This window comes from Burkholderia sp. HMSC10F09 (assembly GCF_001806955.1).
Lineage (GTDB): Bacteria > Pseudomonadota > Gammaproteobacteria > Burkholderiales > Burkholderiaceae > Burkholderia > Burkholderia multivorans.
On sequence record NZ_KV786534.1, the window covers coordinates 1 to 15,591 of the forward strand.

At 69.3% G+C, this 15,591-nt stretch carries 16 protein-coding genes; 4 read left to right on the top strand and 12 right to left on the bottom strand.

The features are described 5' to 3' along the window. The coding region (locus HMPREF3115_RS03155) for an MFS transporter (protein ID WP_141751627.1) at positions 1 to 558 on the bottom strand (558 nt) is incomplete at its 3' end. A gap of 244 nt (positions 559 to 802) precedes the next feature. On the opposite strand from HMPREF3115_RS03155, the gene HMPREF3115_RS03160 reads away from it, so the two are divergent. Beyond that, positions 803 to 1,384 (top strand): putative glycolipid-binding domain-containing protein, encoded by a 582-nt coding sequence (locus HMPREF3115_RS03160; RefSeq protein ID WP_006411673.1) that lies wholly within the window; start codon positions 803 to 805, stop codon positions 1,382 to 1,384. Positions 1,385 to 1,405: 21 nt separating this feature from the next. Here the strand turns inward: HMPREF3115_RS03160 and HMPREF3115_RS03165 are convergent, their stop codons facing one another. Continuing rightward, positions 1,406 to 2,395, bottom strand: coding sequence for a sulfonate ABC transporter substrate-binding protein (locus tag HMPREF3115_RS03165; protein WP_070553408.1), 990 nt, complete (start codon positions 2,393 to 2,395; stop codon positions 1,406 to 1,408). A gap of 259 nt (positions 2,396 to 2,654) precedes the next feature. Further along, a complete protein-coding gene (locus HMPREF3115_RS03170) occupies positions 2,655 to 3,062 on the bottom strand; it encodes a DUF427 domain-containing protein (RefSeq protein WP_070553409.1) in 408 nt (135 codons plus the stop codon). A 279-nt stretch (positions 3,063 to 3,341) separates the two neighbouring features. Between HMPREF3115_RS03170 and HMPREF3115_RS03175 the strand changes: the two genes are divergently transcribed. After that, positions 3,342 to 5,003: an ABC transporter substrate-binding protein gene (locus HMPREF3115_RS03175; RefSeq protein ID WP_035948095.1), complete on the top strand. Its 1,662-nt coding sequence runs from the start codon at positions 3,342 to 3,344 to the stop codon at positions 5,001 to 5,003. A gap of 72 nt (positions 5,004 to 5,075) precedes the next feature. Here the strand turns inward: HMPREF3115_RS03175 and HMPREF3115_RS03180 are convergent, their stop codons facing one another. The 6 genes from HMPREF3115_RS03180 to HMPREF3115_RS03205 all read right to left on the bottom strand — a co-directional run bounded on the left by HMPREF3115_RS03180 (position 5,076) and on the right by HMPREF3115_RS03205 (position 10,956). Then, positions 5,076 to 6,023 (bottom strand): TauD/TfdA dioxygenase family protein, encoded by a 948-nt coding sequence (locus HMPREF3115_RS03180; RefSeq protein WP_070553410.1) that lies wholly within the window; start codon positions 6,021 to 6,023, stop codon positions 5,076 to 5,078. 174 nt (positions 6,024 to 6,197) lie between these two features. Continuing rightward, complete coding sequence (locus HMPREF3115_RS03185; RefSeq protein WP_006403911.1) at positions 6,198 to 7,142, bottom strand: TauD/TfdA dioxygenase family protein; 945 nt, start codon at positions 7,140 to 7,142, stop codon at positions 6,198 to 6,200. 148 nt (positions 7,143 to 7,290) lie between these two features. Next, positions 7,291 to 8,136 (bottom strand): ABC transporter ATP-binding protein, encoded by an 846-nt coding sequence (locus HMPREF3115_RS03190; RefSeq protein ID WP_006411670.1) that lies wholly within the window; start codon positions 8,134 to 8,136, stop codon positions 7,291 to 7,293. A gap of 37 nt (positions 8,137 to 8,173) precedes the next feature. After that, positions 8,174 to 8,998, bottom strand: a complete 825-nt coding sequence (locus HMPREF3115_RS03195) for an ABC transporter permease (RefSeq protein ID WP_053298733.1) — start codon at positions 8,996 to 8,998, stop codon at positions 8,174 to 8,176. Between the two features lie 33 nt (positions 8,999 to 9,031). Further along, a complete protein-coding gene (locus HMPREF3115_RS03200; RefSeq protein ID WP_006403908.1) occupies positions 9,032 to 9,874 on the bottom strand; it encodes an ABC transporter permease in 843 nt (280 codons plus the stop codon). A 14-nt stretch (positions 9,875 to 9,888) separates the two neighbouring features. Then, positions 9,889 to 10,956: an ABC transporter substrate-binding protein gene (locus HMPREF3115_RS03205; RefSeq protein WP_070553411.1), complete on the bottom strand. Its 1,068-nt coding sequence runs from the start codon at positions 10,954 to 10,956 to the stop codon at positions 9,889 to 9,891. A 196-nt stretch (positions 10,957 to 11,152) separates the two neighbouring features. Here HMPREF3115_RS03205 and HMPREF3115_RS03210 point away from each other — a divergent pair, with 196 nt between their 5' ends. Further along, positions 11,153 to 11,527 (top strand): phage protein NinX family protein, encoded by a 375-nt coding sequence (locus tag HMPREF3115_RS03210; protein WP_065495193.1) that lies wholly within the window; start codon positions 11,153 to 11,155, stop codon positions 11,525 to 11,527. A gap of 24 nt (positions 11,528 to 11,551) precedes the next feature. Here HMPREF3115_RS03210 and HMPREF3115_RS03215 read toward each other — a convergent pair whose 3' ends face one another. After that, positions 11,552 to 12,541 carry an ABC transporter substrate-binding protein gene (locus HMPREF3115_RS03215; protein WP_006403905.1) on the bottom strand — a complete coding sequence of 330 codons (990 nt, stop codon included), beginning with the start codon at positions 12,539 to 12,541 and terminating at the stop codon, positions 11,552 to 11,554. Positions 12,542 to 12,805: 264 nt separating this feature from the next. Between HMPREF3115_RS03215 and HMPREF3115_RS03220 the strand changes: the two genes are divergently transcribed. Beyond that, positions 12,806 to 13,750 carry an AEC family transporter gene (locus HMPREF3115_RS03220; RefSeq protein WP_070553412.1) on the top strand — a complete coding sequence of 315 codons (945 nt, stop codon included), beginning with the start codon at positions 12,806 to 12,808 and terminating at the stop codon, positions 13,748 to 13,750. Positions 13,751 to 13,789: 39 nt separating this feature from the next. Here HMPREF3115_RS03220 and HMPREF3115_RS03225 read toward each other — a convergent pair whose 3' ends face one another. Both HMPREF3115_RS03225 and HMPREF3115_RS03230 read right to left on the bottom strand, forming a co-directional pair. After that, on the bottom strand, positions 13,790 to 14,938 hold the full coding sequence (locus HMPREF3115_RS03225; protein ID WP_070553413.1) for a LysR family transcriptional regulator: 1,149 nt from the start codon (positions 14,936 to 14,938) through the stop codon (positions 13,790 to 13,792). A 404-nt stretch (positions 14,939 to 15,342) separates the two neighbouring features. Continuing rightward, positions 15,343 to 15,591, bottom strand: a 249-nt coding sequence (locus tag HMPREF3115_RS03230) for a hypothetical protein (RefSeq protein WP_256275984.1), incomplete at its 5' end; no start/stop codon positions are given.

The window sequence follows — 15,591 nt, forward strand, 5'->3', positions numbered from 1 at the left end:
GGCATCGACGGCCGCGATGCGCGGCAGCCGGCGGCCGAGCCAGACCGCGAGCGGCAGCGCGGGCACCGCGAGCGACGCGAACACGGCGCGCCAGCCGGCCCAGTCGGCGATCCGCATCCCGATCGGCACGCCGAGCACGAGCGACGCGCTGATTCCCATGAACACGATGCCGATCGCGCGGCCGCGCTGCGCCGGCGTCGCGAGCTCGGCCGCCAGGCGCGTCGCGACGAGGATCAGCATCGCGCAGCTCGCGGCCATCACCATGCGCGCGGCGAACAGGCTCGCATACCCGGCGCTCGCCGCGGCGAGCAGGTTTGCGGCTGCAAATGTGGCGAGCGACGCGAGCAGGGCCGTGCGCCGTTCGATGCGCGCGACGACGGCGGCCGCGACGAGCGCGGCGAGTGCGAATACGGCGGAGAAGATCGTCGTGAGCTGGCCGGCGGCCGCGACCGATACGTCAAGACCGGCGGAGATCGCCGGCAGGATGCCGACGCAGATGTTTTCGGCGACGCCGGCGAGAAACACGGCGGCGGCGAGCAGGTAAACGCGAACGTCCAACGCAGACCCCTCCAGTACGCGCGACGCGGCGGGGCCCGGCAACGGACGGCCGCGTCGGATCGAATCGACGGATGGGTTTCGACGCGAGGCTTCGGTTATCCCGGAAACGCGCACGTTAGCGCACCGCCGGCGCGCATGCAAGATCGGACCGTCCTACCCGTACGCAGACGCCGCGCGATGCGCGAGAATCGCCTCCATGGCGTCTGCACTGCGGCGTACGACGGCAATCGAACGGAGGCAACGAATGACGCAACGGCACGAACCGACCCATACGCACTGCGTCGCATGGCAGATCGCGCAGACCTGGCACGCGGCCGAATGGTGCCGGCTCGTCGATGGGCGTGACGGTATCGAGTTGTCGGGGAGCGTCGCCGGTGCGATCGACGGCACGCCGTTTCGCGTCGACTACGCGATCGCATGCGATGCCGACTGGCTCACGCGATCGGCGCGCGTGACGCGCTGGATCGGGGCGGCCGCGCGGCAGATCGAGCTGCGCTGCGACGGCGGCCGATGGACGATCGACGGCGTCGACGCGCCCGCGCTCGACGGCGCGACCGACGTCGATCTCGGCTTCAGTCCGTCGACGAACACGCTGCCGATCCGTCGCCTTGCACTGAAAGTCGGCGATGCCGCCGCGATCCGGACCGCATGGCTGCGCTTTCCCGCGTTCGACATCGTGTGCGGCGAGCAGCGCTACACGCGGATCGCACCGAACGCGTACCGCTACGAGAGCGGCACGTATGCGGCCGACCTCACGGTCGACGCAGCGGGCCTCGTGATCGACTACGACGAGTGGCGACGCATCGGCGCGACACGCGCGCCGTAATGCAACGCATGCAGCGGCCGCTCAGCGCGCGGACGCGACGCTGATCTTGCCCGGAATCAGCTTCAGCGTGCTGAACGTGTCGGCGATGTTCTGCTGATATGCGAGCGTCGCGTCCGCGATCGGCTGCACGCCGTAGCCGGTGCGCTTGAGCGCGACTTCGAGCGTCGGCGCGTCGAGGCCGACGAGCGGCGACAGCAGCGTGGCGACGTCGGCCACATGGTCGCGTCCCCAGCGATCGACCGCGTCGATCTCGTCGAGCAGCGCGCGCAGCACCTGCGGCTGTGCGGCCGCGTACTTGCGTGCGGCAAGGTAGTACTGCGTATTGCGTACGAGCCCTTCGCCGTTCGCGATCACGCGCGCGCCGAGCTGCCGTTCGGCCGCGGCGAGATAGGGATCCCAGATCACCCACGCGTCGACGTTGCGCTGCACGAACGCGGCGCGCGCATCGGCCGGCGTCAGATAGATCGGCTGGATGTCGGTGTAGGCGAGGCCTGCCTGCTGCAGCGCCTTCACGAGCAGATAGTGAACGTTCGATCCCTTGTTGAACGCGACCTTCTTGCCGCGCAGCTGCGCGACGCTGCGAATCGGCGAGTCGGGCAGCACGACGATCGCCTCGCCGTGCGGCGCAGGCGGCTCGTTGCCGATATAGACGAAATCGACGCCGGCCGCCTGCGCGAAGATCGGCGGCGTTTCGCCGACCGTGCCGACGTCGATCGCGCCGGCGTTCAGTCCTTCGAGCAGTTGCGGTCCGGCCGGAAACTCGAGCCATTGCACGGCGACGCCCTGGCTCGCGAGCCGTTTTTCGAGCGTGCCGCGCGCCTTCAGCACGACGAAGTTGCCGTATTTCTGGAAGCCGATGCGCAACCGTGTGGTGCCCTGCGCATGCGCGGGCAGCCCCGCGAGCGGCCCGAGCGCGAGCCCGGCGACGCCGGCGGCCGCGCGTTGCAGCCAGCGGCGGCGCTGCGCGTTCGCTGCGCCTGTTTCGACGTATGCGTGCGATGTGTCTTTCATGGAAGCGTCCTGCGTGCGGAAAGCGGGCCGCGCGCGAATGCGGCGCGGTCGGCGCACGGCGGGACCGGATGCGGCGATGCGCGCAACCGGCGGTCCGCGCCGGACTCAGCACGATACGTCGGCGCGCGCCGGCGGCCAACCAACGAATCCGCATATGCAAATCAGCCGCGGCGCAGTGCGAAAGCGGCTCGCGCGATGTGCGGCGGCGCAGCGCGCATCGCATCGCGGCGGCGGCATGCAGGCAGGGCGCCGTCGACGCTCAATCCGGGCCGGCCGCGTTGTCGACGATCGAATCGACGCGATCGGGATAGAACGCGAGGTGCCCGCGAATCGCTTCGACGGCCGGATACGGACGTTCGTACGTCCAGACCGCATTGACCGCGCGCGCGCCGCCGGACGGGATCGAGTAGTACGCGCAGTCGCCCTTGTACGGACAGTACGTCGCATGGTCGGTGCGTTGCAGCAGTGCCATGTCGACATCCTCGCGCGGAATGTAGAGCACGGCCGGGTAGCTGGCCTCGCGCAGCGCCAGCGCACGCTGCGTATCGGCGACGGTGCGGCCGGCCACGGTAACGACTACGCGCGAGGGGTGCGGCGAGACCGTGATCGGATGGTCGGGGCCCGGCGTCTTCACGGGGCGCGATTGCGGATCGGGGCTGTCAGGCATCGTGTGTCCTCCTGGTATGGGCGGGGCGAAGGCGGCGTATCCCGGCATGCGTGCGCCGGAGACCGGCCGGCCAACCGATACGATGCGCCGATTCCGCAGAACCTGCAGGGGCCGGATGACGCCAGGCTCGCCCCGGCGCTCGCGCGGACGTTTTCATGCAACGGCGCCGGGATGCAGCGATCGCGATAAGCAATGGCGAATCGATTGGTTCGCGATCGGCGGGACAGGCGCGAAGATCGTCCGTCTTCATTCGTATGAACGCCGTCCGTTTCGATCGCCATGAATATCCGCTTGATCTCGCCCGCCGCGCGTCGCGCGCGCAACGTATCGCCGTTCGCGAGCGCGCTTCGCTGCGTCGCCGCGTCGCTGATGCTGGCCGGGGCCGCGTCGCCCGCGCTTGCCGCGCCGGCCGGCAACACGCTCGTGTTCTGCAGCGAAGGCAGCCCGGCCGGTTTCGATCCCGGCCAGCACACGACGAGCACCGATTTCGACGCGAGCACGCATACGATCTACAACGAACTCGTGCAGTTCCGGCGCGGCACGCTCGACCTCGAGCCGGGGCTGGCGACGAGCTGGGACGTGTCGGCCGACCAGCGCGTCTATACCTTCCACCTGCGGCGCGGCGTGAAATTCCAGACGACCGCATGGTTCAAGCCGACCCGCGCGTTCCAGGCCGACGACGTCGTCTTCACGTTCCGCCGGATGCTCGATCGCGACGATCCGTTCCGCAAGGCATACCCGGTCAGCTTTCCGTACTTCAGCGACCTCGGCTTCGACCGCAATATCGAACGCATCGAAAAGGTCGACGACTACACGGTGCGCTTCGCGCTGAAAGAGCCCGACGTCGTGTTCGTGCGCAATCTCGCGATGGCCTTCGCGTCGATCCTGTCGGCCGAATATGCGTCGCAGCTTGCCGCGCGCCATCGCGAGGCCGACATCAACCAGTTTCCGGTCGGCACGGGCCCGTTCCTGTTGCGCGCGTATCAGAAGGACGCGGTGATCCGCTACGACGCGAATCCCGACTACTGGAAGCCCGACGACGTGAAGCTCGCGCATCTGGTGTTCTCGATCACGCCCGATCCGGCGACGCGCCTGCACAAGCTGACGAGCGGCGAGTGCCAGGTGTCGGTATTCCCGCGCCCGGCCGATCTCGACACGGTGCGGCGCAATCCGTCGCTCACGTTGTTCTCTGCAACGGGGTTCAACGTCGGCTTCGTCGCGTACAACACGCAGCATCCGCCGCTCGATCGCGTCGACGTGCGGCGTGCGCTCGACATGGCGATCGACAAGGCTGCGATCCTGAGGACGGTCTTCAACGGCGACGCGGCGATCGCGACCAACCCGATGCCGCCGGCGCAATGGTCGTACAACCCGCGCCTGAAGGATGCGCCGCACGATCCGGCCGCCGCGAAGGCGCTGCTCGCGCGCGCGGGATTCCCGAACGGCTTCGACCTGACGCTGTGGGCGATGCCCGTGCAGCGGCCGTACAACCCGAACGCGCAGCTGATGGCGCAACTGATCCAGCAGGACTGGGCGAAGATCGGCGTGCGCGCGAAGATCGTCAGCTACGAGTGGGGCGAATACAACCGGCGCGCGAAGCAGGACGGCCAGCACGACGCGATCCTGTACGGCTGGTCCGGCGACAACGGCGATCCCGACAACTGGCTCGGCGCGCTGCTCGGCTGCGACGCCGTGCACGGCAGCAATCTCGCGAAGTGGTGCAACGCGGATTTCGAGCGGCTCGTCGACGCGGCGCGCACGAATGCCGACGTCGCGAAGCGCACGGCGCTGTACGAGCAGGCGCAGGTCGTGTTCAAGGATCAGGTGCCGTTCACGCCGATCGCGACGTCGATCGTGTCGCTGCCGGTGTCGAAGCGCGTGCACGGGCTCGTGTTTTCGCCGCTCGGCGGGCATCGGTTCGACGGCGTGTGGCTCGAATGATGCGCAGTGGCGCGGTGAATCGCGGTGCTGGCGACGACGGACCGGCGCGCCGGTCCGTGCGCGCGTGACGCGTCAGTTGAGCGCGACCGCCGCCGCGGCCTCCACCGGCGAGCCTTCGAGTGCGACCGACGGCCGTCCGTCCGGGCCGACCGGCACGTCGCCGACGAGCGTGGTGCGGTAGAGCTGGCGATCGAAGTCGAGATCGAAGATGTCGACGGGCGCGAGATGCGCCGTTGCGCGGTTGTCCCAGAACGCGATGCTGCGCGGTTCCCACTTGAAGCGGATCGTGAATTCGGGCCGCGTCACGTGTTCCCACAGCAGTTCGAGCAGCGCCTGGCTTTCGCGCGGCGTCAGCCCGACGATCGATTTCAGGAAACTCGGGCTCACGTACAGCGCACGCTCGCCGGTTTCCGAATGGACGCGCACGAGCGGGTGCTCGGTCACGAGCGGGCGCCGCTCGACCGCTTCGTCGAAGGCGCCGGTCGCGCGCGCGCCGGCCGGCGGCGTGAAGCGGTGAATGCCGCGCAGCCCGTCGACGAAGCCGCGCAGCGGCGCGGACAGCGTCTCGTACGCGCGCACGAGATTGGTCCACTGCGTGTCGCCGCCGTACGGCGGAATCGTCACGCCGCGCAGGATCGACGCCCACGGCGGATTCACGGCCGCGGTGACGTCGGTATGCCAGCCGGTCCACGGCCGTCGCACCGGTTCGCCTTCGAAGCGCGTCGCCTTGCGGTGCTTCGCAATCGAGTAGACGGCGGGGTGTCCTTCGACATGTCCGAACACCGGATGGCCGACCGTCGGTTCCCCGAACTGCGCGGAGAACGCGACGTGCTGCTCGTGCGTGAGGAATTGTTCGCGGAAGAAGATCACGCGCCATTTCAGCAGTGCGTCGCGGATCGCGGCGATCTGCCCGGAGGTCAGCGGCTGGGTCAGGTCGACGCCGCGAATCTCCGCGCCGATGTGGGCGGACAGCGGAATCACGTCGATCGGCTGGCCGGCGGGTTCGAGTAGGGCACTCATGCGACGCTCCTGGCGGAAGTGAACGGAACGAACGGCCGACATCGCGACAGGCTGGCGAGCCGGTTTGGCGGACGTGGATGCATGGTCGGGTTTCCGGTAACGCGGCACGGGCGGCCGCGCAGGCACGGACGGCGACGCATCGCCGTTTCGGCCTGCGCGACACGCATGACTGCATTACTGCAGCGTGGTGCCCGGCCCCTTCAGCAAGACGCTTTGCCGGCCGTCGATGGCGACCGGCACGTCGCCGTGCACCGTCGCGCGGCGCACGACGCGGCGCGCATCGCCGTAGTCGTTGATCGCGTAATGCTGCGTCGCGCGGTTGTCCCAGATCGCGACGTCGCCTTCCTGCCAGCTCCAGCGCACGGTGTTCTCGAGGCGCGTCACGTGTTCGTGGAAGACCTGCAGCAGATGCGCGGAATCCTGCGTCGACAGGCCCTTGATCCGCTGCACGAAGTGGCCGAGCACGAGCGTGCGCTCGCCCGTTTCGGGATGCACGCGCACGACCGGGTGCTCGGTCTCGTAGACGGTCGAGGTGAACACTTCGCGGTAGCGCTTCAGTTGCGTTTCGTCGGCGTGCACGTGCGTCGACGCGTAGTCGTACGCGTTCGTATGGATGGCCCACAGCGTATCGGCGAGCGTGCGCAGCGTGTCGGGCAGATGCGCATACGCGGCCGCCGTGTTGGCCCACACCGTGTCGCCGCCGACGGGCGGGATCACGACGGCACGCAGGATCGAGATCTTCGGATACGCGTCGACGAAGGTCACGTCGGTGTGCCACGAGTTGGCGCGCGCGCCGTGCGCGGAGTCGAGTTCGAGCAGATGTGCGCTGCCGTCGACGGACGGCACGGTCGGATGCGCGACGGTGTCGCCGAAGCGGCGCGCGAACGCTTCCTGCGCGGCATCGTCGAGATGATGCTGGCCGCGGAAGAACAGCACCTTGTGGCGCAGCAGCGCGGCCTGGATCGCGTCGAACGTCGCATCGTCGAGCGTGGCCGACAGCCGCACGCCGGAGATTTCGGCGCCGATCCTGCCGGCGACCTGACGAAGCTGGAGCGGGGCAGCGGCCGTGCGCGGCGCGGCGTGCGATGACGGGTGAGCGGCGTGCTGGACTTCGGACATCGGGAGTCTCCTGAGGTGAGGACGTTCGGGTTTCCATTCAAGCAGGGACCGCGCGGAACCGGAACCGATCAATCGTCACAACCTTAGCGTGCGGATGCGAACGATCGATATGCGCGGGCGTGCGATGCAACGACGCGTGCGCGGGTGCCTACCAGGCGAGCCGCCACGCGCCGATCCGCTGCGCGTGCGGCGTATCGGCCCGCGCAGGCGTGCCACCCGGGAGATCGCCGTCGCCGCCGTCGTCGAAATCGGCGAGCACCGTGGCGCGCAGCCGCGCGAATTCCGGCGAATCGCGCCGGCGCGGGCGCGGCAGCGCGACGTCGACGATGCGCTCGATGCGGCCGGGGCGCGGCGCCATCGTGACGACGCGATCGCCGAGATAAACGGCTTCGTCGACGTCGTGCGTGACGAGGATCATCGTGATGCGCTCCTGCTCCCAGATGCGCAGCAGTTCGTTCTGCATGCGCGCGCGCGTCTGCGCGTCGAGCGCGCCGAACGGCTCGTCGAGCAGCAGCACGCGCGGACGGTTCACGAGGCCGCGCGCGATCGCGACGCGCTGCGCCATGCCGCCCGACAACTGGTTCGGATACGCGTGCTCGAAGCCGTTCAGCCCAACGAGCGCGATGTGATCCACCACCGCACGGCGCTTCTGCTGCGCATCGAGTGGCGCGTTGCGCAGCGCGGCCTCGATGTTCTGCGCGACGGTCAGCCACGGGAACAGCCGGTGATCCTGGAACACGATGCCGCGCTGCAGCGACGTGTCGCGTACGACCTCGTCGCCCGCGCGGATCTCGCCGGCATAGTCGGTGTCGAGCCCCGCGATCAGCCGCAGCAGTGTCGACTTGCCGCAGCCGCTCGCCCCGACGATCGTGACGAACTCGCCGGCGCGCACGTGCAGCGACACGTCGTCGAGCACGGCGAGCGAGGCGCCGCGCTGCGCATAGCGTTTGCTCACGTGAAGGATGTCGAGCGAATCGGAGGCGAGGGTCGTCATGGCGGAGAGGCGTAGGAAGTCACGGAGAAAGGGACGATCAGGCGTTCAGGTCGCCGCGCTGCGCGAGCACCTTGCGCTCGAGCGCGCGGGCGAGCGCGTTCAGCGCCCATCCGGTCGCGCCGACGACGATGATCCCGAACAGCACGAGATCCATGCGGAACTGCTCGCTGCCGTCGATCAGCGTGTTGCCGATGCCGCTGCCCGCGACCAGCAGATATTCGGCGCCGAGCGTCGCGAGCCATGAATAGATGAGGCCGAGATAGAGTCCGGTGAAGATCGACGGCAGCGCGGCGGGCAGGATCACGTGGCGCACGAGCTGAAGCCGCGAATAGCGCAGCGCACGGGCGACGTCGACATACGCGCGCGGCACCGCGTGAATGCCGTCGCAGGTATGCGCGGCGACCGGCAGCAGCGCGGCGAGCGACAGGAACACGACCTTCGCGACGTCGCCGAGGCCGAACCAGACGGAGATCAGCGGGATCCACGCGAACAGCGAGATCTGCTTGAAGGTGTCGAAACTCGGGCCGACGACGCGCGTCGCGACGCGTGACAAACCGAGCGCGGTGCCGAGCAGCAGCCCGCCCGTCGCGCCGATCGCGAAGCCGCATGCTTCGCGCGCAAGCGACGCCGACAGCGCGCGGAGCAGCGCGCCGCTCGCGATCTGCGTCCATGCGGTGTGCAGCACGTCGGCGGGGCTGACGAGCAGCCCGCTGTTGACCAGATGTGCGGATGCGATCGCCCACCAGATCGCGACCGCGGCGAGCGGCAGCACGAGGCCGCGCCAGTCGCGCGCTTGGCGGCGTCGCGTCAAGACGGTAGCGCGCGGTGCGTCGTGCGATATCGGCGTAGCAGAATGCGGCATGACAGGATTCCTCGGGAAGCGCGGCGCGCGGCGTCAGCCGCGAAACGCGGACGGCACGCCGCGCCGCAGGCGCGCTTCGAGCGCGTCGAGCAGCCGGTTGATCAACAGGCCGACCGCGCCGACCACGACGACGGCGGCCATCACGAGATCGAGCTGGAACAGTTGCCGGCCGTACACGATCAGGTAGCCCAGTCCTTCCGACGACGCGACGAGTTCGACGACGACGAGCGCGAGCCACGACTTCGTGAACGCGAGCCGCACGCCGGTCGCGAGTGTCGGCACGGCGGCCGGCAGCACGACGTGAACGATGCGCTGGCGGCGCGTGTAGCCGAATCCGCGCGCGACCTCGTCGAGCGCGGCGGGCGTCTGACGAAAGCCTTGCAGCGTACTCAGCGTGACCGGTACCAATGCCGCATGCGCGATCAGCAGGTACTTGAGCGGCTCCCCGACGCCGACGAGCAGCAGCAGGAATGGCAGCCAGCCGAGCACCGGAATCTGCACCAGCGCATTGAAGCTCGGCAGCACGTATGCTTCGAACGTCCGCGACAGGCCGAGCGCCGCGCCGATCGCGAAGCCGAGCAGCGTGCCGGCCGCGAAACCGACCAGCACGCGCTGCAGGCTGATCAGCGTATGGCGCAGGAGATCGCCGCTCGCCGCGAGTTCGGCGAGCGCCTGATAGACCTGATCGGGCGGCGGCAGGATCTGCGGCGCGATCCAGCCGCGCGCGCTGCCGACGCTCCATAGCGCGAACAGCAGCGCGGGCAGTGCCCACGGCGCGAGCAGCCACGCCAGCCGCTTCACGGCCGCGCGACGGCGCGACGACGCGCCGAGCGCATGCAGGTCGGACGACGGGATCGGGATCGCGGTGTCGCTCATCGGTGGACTCCGGTTCAGGACAGCGGCTTGCCTGACGCGTCGTAGCGCGGCCAGTACTGTTCGAGCTTCTGCGCGCGCAGCGCGTTGTCGAGATACTTCGGCTCGAACCAGCCGTCGACGTCGATCGGCTGGCGGATCAGCTTCAGCCGCAGCGCATCCTGCGCGACGGCCTTGTAGCGCGCGACGAGGAACGGGTCGATCAGCGGCGACAGGCGATCCTTCAGGCGCGGGTTCGCATAGTCGGCCTGCCAGGACGACACCGGCACGCCGCTCTTCGCCCACAACTTGAACAGCGCATCGCGGTTCGCTTCGTCGGACGACCAGCGCGCGCCTTTCACGACCGCGTCGACCACGCGCTGCACGATGTCCGGATGCGCGCGCTCGAAATCGTCGAGCACGAGCAGGTGCGTCTGACGCGTGAACTGCGGGCCGTCGTTCTGCGATTCGTAGATGATTTTCGCGAGCCCCGCGTCGCGCAGCTTGTACAGCTGGTAGTCGTTCACCGACGCGTCGATGCCCTTCGACGCGAGCGCGGCCAGCGCGCTCGCGGTGTCGAGGTTGGTCACGCGCAGGTCGCGTTCGTCGAGCCCGTTCTTCGCGAGCGCGTTGTCGGCGACGAGCTGCAGGTTCGTGCCGCGGAAGATCGAGACGCGGCGGCCCTTCAGGTCCTTGATCGACTTGATGTCGGAATCGGGCGGCACCGCGATCTTGACGCCCGAGCGGACGCTGGTGGCAAGCAGCAGATGCGTCTTGAGCCCGTTGGCGCGCGCGAGCACGGCGGGCAGGTCGCCCTGGTACGCGAAGTCGAGCGCCTTGTTGGCGATCGCTTCGTTGACGGCCGGCCCGGCGCCCTTGAAGAACAGCCACTGCACCTTGATGCCGTCGGCCGCGAATTCCTTCTCGACGAGCTGCTGCAATTGCACGGTCGCGGCGGACGAGCCGCCGAAGGTCGGCGGGTCGCCGGCACCTTGCTGCGCGACGCCGATGCGGATGACGGCAGGTTTGTCCGCGTGCGCGGCGGCGGCCGGCAGCGCGAAGATGGAGGCGATCAGCAGCGATCGCAGCAGACGCAGTGGAAGCATGGATCGATCGAAGTGGAAACGTCAGGGGAACGAAGCGGGCGCGAACCCGTCGAGTCATTCTCGATGACGCTCCCGGCACGGACAAACAACGATTTGAACTATGCTTATCGCGTTGATGCGGAGATCAAAGACGGTGGCGGGGAGGCGCGGTGCGTGCGGGCGCGATGCCGTCGTTGAACACGGAGCGGAGGCGGGCATGCAAGTCGAGGATCTGACGGGCGCGGCGCTGGATTACTGGGTGGCGATGGCGATAGATCGCGCTGCGCCGCGCGTCGATGCGTCGGGCTGCACGGTGGCTGGCGAGTCGGGCGGCGCGCCCGTGCCGTTCGCGCCGTCGTCGTCGTGGGCCGACGGCGGCCCGATCGTCGAGCGGCTGCCGTTCGCCGCGTTCGAGCGCGAAGGCGGGCGCGGCCCGTGGCGCGCCGTGCTGCATCGCGCGGTGCCGGCCGCGGGCGAGCGCTGCACGTTCAACCAGTCGGGGCCGACGCTGTTGGTCGCCGCGATGCGCACGCTGGTCGCCTCGACGTTCGGCGACGACGTGCCGGATCTCGACATGTCGAAACCGCGCTGAGGGCTGAGGGCTGAGCGCTGTGCGCTACGTCGCGGAAACGTTCGGTATCGCGATCGACGCGACATCGACCCGTTTCGGCAGGATCGCATCGGCCGCCGCACGGTCCGCGACGCGTTGCAGCACGTCGATGTCGGCGCGCGACACGCTGCGCTGCGCGAGCGCCGCACGGCGCGCGATATCGGCGGCTGCATCGGGCGGCAGGCGCGTGAGCGTTGCATAGACGTTCGCGTAGTCGGCCGGATGCGACAGCGCCCATTGACCGGCGCGCGTGAGCCGTGCGAGCACGTCGGTGAGCGCCGCGCGTTTCGCGCGGTCGTTCAGCGTGTCGACCGGCGACGTGAGAAACGCGAGTCCCGAATTGATGCCGCTGCCGTCGCGCACCACGCGCGCACCGCGTCGCACCACATGTCCGTAGTACGGATCGAAGGTCGCCCAGATCGCGATCTGCTTCGCCTCGAACGCGGCGAACGCGTCGACGGGCAGCACGAAGCGCACGTCGACGTCGGTCGGGGCGAGCCCGTGTTCGCGCAGCGCGCCGTACAGCTGATACTGCGAGATGCTGCCGCGCGCCGACGATACGACGACGGTGCGTCCTTTCAGGTCCGCGACCGTGCGCACCGGCGAGTCGGGCTGCACGACGATGCCGAGCGAGGTCGGCGAGCCGACGCGCGTCGCGACGATCCGCAGCGCCGGATCGCCGAGCGCGGCGGTCAGCACGGGCAGGTCGCCGGCCGGTGCGAGATCGATCGCGCCCGCGCGGTGCGCTTCGAACAGCGGCGCGGCGCCTTGAAAATTCGCCCAGCGGAACCGGTACGGCACGCCGTCGAGCACCCGCGCCGCTTCGGCGAGTGCACGCAGTCCGCCTGCCTGATCGCCGAGCACGAGCGTGACGCCCGACACATCGGTGCCGGCCGCGCGCACGGATAGCGCAATGCCGCCGGTCAGCGGTGCGGCGGCGACGGCCGCGACGCGCAGCAGTGCGCGGCGTCGGCTGCGGGACGGAGACGAATGCATGGCGGCGGGTCCTCGGTCATCCGCGCGGGGTGCGCGGCTGACGGGCAGATTACGGATTCGGCCTCGCGCAGACAAACATCGAATCGCGAAATGCATATTCGTACTCCGCCGCCGCGGCGCTCGGCGGCCCGCAGGCTGCATACAAGTTGCTTACACAACCGACTGCGACAGGCGAGGCGAGCCGTGCTCACCGGCGTCCGCATTGGACGCAGCCGCGCGGAACCATTAAGCTGGCGCGTTCCGGTTTCACGCAGCGTGTCCAAGATGTCATCGACGATCGAGATTCTGTTGCCCGTGTTCGGGCTGATCGCGGCAGGATTTCTGTGCCGCAAGCGCGGCGTGCTGGGTCCGGCGGCCGCGTCCGAACTGAACCGGTTCGTCGTCTGGCTCGCGCTGCCCGCGCTGCTGTTCCGGATCATGGCGCAGGCCTCGTGGCATCAGCTCTATCAGCCGGCCTTCGTCGCGACGTTCGCGCTGACCTGCGCGGCCGTGTTCGGCGGCGTGCTCATCTGGCGTGTGCTCGCCGGGCGGCCGCTCGCCGATGCCAGCATCGACGCGATCGCCGCGTCGTATCCGAACACCGGCTATCTCGGCTTCCCGCTGTGCCTGCTCGCCTTCGGCACCGACAGCCTGACGCCGACCACGATCGCGACGATTCTGGTCGCGTGCGTGCTGTTCGCCGGCGCGATCGTCGTCATCGAGATCGGGCTGCAGCGCGACCGTGCGCCGCTGAGACTCATGTGGAAGGTCGTCGGCGCGCTACTGCGCAATCCGCTGATCGTCGCGCCGCTCGCAGGCGTGTGCGTCGCGGCCGCACACGTGACGCTCGCCGCGCCCGCGCAGACATTCCTGAAGCTGCTCGGCGCGGCGGCCAGCCCGTGCGCGCTCGTGAGCCTCGGGCTGTTTCTCGCGGAGAAGCGCGAGGCATCCGGCGACACGCCGCGCGGCAGCATCGCGCTGACCGCGACGAAGCTCTTCGTCCAGCCCGCGCTCGCATGGTGGCTCGGCGTGCGCGTGTTCGCGCTGCCGCCGGTGCTCGCGCAGATCGCCGTCGTGCTCGCGGCGCTGCCGACCGGCACGGGGCCTTATATGCTCGCCGAATTCTATGGACGCGAAGCGCAGGTGACGTCGCGCACGATCCTGCTGTCGACGATCGGCTCGATCGTGTCGTTGTCGGTGCTGCTTGCGCTCGCGCGGCACGCATCGTAGCGGAGCGCAGCGGGGGCAACCGCACGCACGGCGCGACGGTCAGTGCGATTTCGACGCGATGCGCGCGTGACGTGCGCAGCGCGCGGTCCGAATCGGGCGCGACGAGCAGCGTGACGGACGGCGACCCGGACGTGTGCGCGCAGGTTCGGACGTCGCGGCGGTCGGTGCAGCCGCCGCCGCCGCGGGCAGTGCCGTCACCGCCGGCTGCGCAGCCTCGGCATCGAGCCAACTGCGTGTCGCTTCGGCAATCAGCTCGCGCAGCCAGCGCACGCCGTCGACGCACGAACCCGCTTCGTTCCATGTGATGCGATAGTCGACCTCGGGCGGAGCGGCCGGCAACGCGACGACGCGCAGCGGCAGCAGTTTCGCGTAATGGCACGCAAGCCGGTACGTCGTGGTCAGGACGAGATCCGAGCGCACGAGCGCATGCGCGGCGAGCTCGAAGTGCGGCAGCGTGACGACGATGCGCCGCCTCAGTCCGACGCGCTCGAGTTGCCGGTCGATCGCACCGGACGCTTCGAGCCGCGACGGCGACGGGCACAGCTGCGGCGCATCGGCGAATTCGGCGGCCGTGATCGCGCCGCGCCGCGCGAGCGGGTGCGTCGCGCGCATCAGGCACACGATCCGGTCGTCGAACAGCCGTTCCTGCCGGAATTGCGCGCCGCGCGCGGGACGATTGTCGATTACGACATCGAGTTCGCCGTCGGCGAGCGCGCGTTCGTCGTCGAAGCCGTCGCCGAGCGGATGAAACACGAGCTGCGCCTGCGGCGCGCGTGTGCGGAACAGCGCGACGAGCTTCGGCACGAACAGCACGTTCAGATAGTCGGGGCAGCCGATCCGGTAGGTGCGTACCGACGTACGCGCGTCGAAGCGCGGCTGCTGGAGCCGGATTAAGTCGATCACGCGCAGTGCATTGCGCAGCGGCTCGATCAGCCGGCCGCCGAACTCGGTCGGCACCATCCCGTAGCGGCTGCGCACGAGCAGCGGATCGCCCAGCAGCGTACGCAGCCGTTTCAGTGCGGCGCTCGTCGCCGGCTGCGACATGTTGAGCCGCACAGCGGCGCGCGAGACCGTGCGCTCGGTCAGCAGCACGAGCAGCATGCGCATGAGCCGCGCATCGAGCATGTCGAGCGCGTGTGCGGCGTCGGCGTCGCGCTCGGCGGCGCGCGGTGCTACGCGCTCATGCATGTCGAGGTCCGCCGCGGCGATGCGGCGCTGGCGCGACGAGCGCGAGCGCGCAGCCGGGGGCCCGGCTTAGGACCGCGCGCGGCCGTGCCGGTTCGATGCGACGCGTTGGCGGCGCCGCGCACGATGCCTGCGCGACAGGCAGTTTCCAGTAGCACGCCGGTGTCTCCTTCCGTATCGGCAATCCGGCCCCCGTCGCGGCTGCACGCAGCGTTGCACACCGCATCGTGACCGTTATGGTCGGGATTCGCTCGCGAGTATGGTGGGCGCGTCCCGCCATGGGAAATTAAATATTCGGCTGGCCCTCATTTGAAAAACGAATGGTTACGCCGGTACGCGGATTGCTCGTGAACGGGTTCCCATCCACCGACATCAGCGGGAGGTGTCATGCAGCGATATTCATTTCGTCACGTATGCCGAGCCGTTTTCGCCGGCGTCCTGATCGCCGGCATGGCGGCAGGCGCAGGCTGCCAGAAGAAATCGGACAGCACGAGTTCCGACCAGACGTCGTCGGGCAGCATGTCGAACGCGCCGGCGACCGCGCCGTCGGGCACGCCGAGCAGCGGTGCGGCCGGCACCGGGGCCGATACCGGCGCGAGCATGCCGGGTGCGGCGTCGACGCCGAGCGGCGCGAGCGTCGGCTGACGAACGCGTCG

Excerpts from the sequence above, each read along its gene's own strand:
- HMPREF3115_RS03160 (WP_006411673.1), top strand. The coding sequence starts at position 803 with ATGACGCAACGGCACGAACCGACCCATACGCACTGCGTCGCATGGCAG.
- HMPREF3115_RS03215 (WP_006403905.1), bottom strand. The coding sequence starts at position 12,541 with ATGCATTCGTCTCCGTCCCGCAGCCGACGCCGCGCACTGCTGCGCGTC.
- HMPREF3115_RS03185 (WP_006403911.1), bottom strand. The coding sequence starts at position 7,142 with ATGTCCGAAGTCCAGCACGCCGCTCACCCGTCATCGCACGCCGCGCCG.
- HMPREF3115_RS03225 (WP_070553413.1), bottom strand. The coding sequence starts at position 14,938 with ATGCATGAGCGCGTAGCACCGCGCGCCGCCGAGCGCGACGCCGACGCC.
- HMPREF3115_RS03190 (WP_006411670.1), bottom strand. The coding sequence starts at position 8,136 with ATGACGACCCTCGCCTCCGATTCGCTCGACATCCTTCACGTGAGCAAA.
- HMPREF3115_RS03180 (WP_070553410.1), bottom strand. The coding sequence starts at position 6,023 with ATGAGTGCCCTACTCGAACCCGCCGGCCAGCCGATCGACGTGATTCCG.
- HMPREF3115_RS03175 (WP_035948095.1), top strand. The coding sequence starts at position 3,342 with ATGAATATCCGCTTGATCTCGCCCGCCGCGCGTCGCGCGCGCAACGTA.
- HMPREF3115_RS03205 (WP_070553411.1), bottom strand. The coding sequence starts at position 10,956 with ATGCTTCCACTGCGTCTGCTGCGATCGCTGCTGATCGCCTCCATCTTC.
- HMPREF3115_RS03195 (WP_053298733.1), bottom strand. The coding sequence starts at position 8,998 with ATGCCGCATTCTGCTACGCCGATATCGCACGACGCACCGCGCGCTACC.
- HMPREF3115_RS03170 (WP_070553409.1), bottom strand. The coding sequence starts at position 3,062 with ATGCCTGACAGCCCCGATCCGCAATCGCGCCCCGTGAAGACGCCGGGC.
- HMPREF3115_RS03200 (WP_006403908.1), bottom strand. The coding sequence starts at position 9,874 with ATGAGCGACACCGCGATCCCGATCCCGTCGTCCGACCTGCATGCGCTC.
- HMPREF3115_RS03220 (WP_070553412.1), top strand. The coding sequence starts at position 12,806 with ATGTCATCGACGATCGAGATTCTGTTGCCCGTGTTCGGGCTGATCGCG.
- HMPREF3115_RS03210 (WP_065495193.1), top strand. The coding sequence starts at position 11,153 with ATGCAAGTCGAGGATCTGACGGGCGCGGCGCTGGATTACTGGGTGGCG.
- HMPREF3115_RS03165 (WP_070553408.1), bottom strand. The coding sequence starts at position 2,395 with ATGAAAGACACATCGCACGCATACGTCGAAACAGGCGCAGCGAACGCG.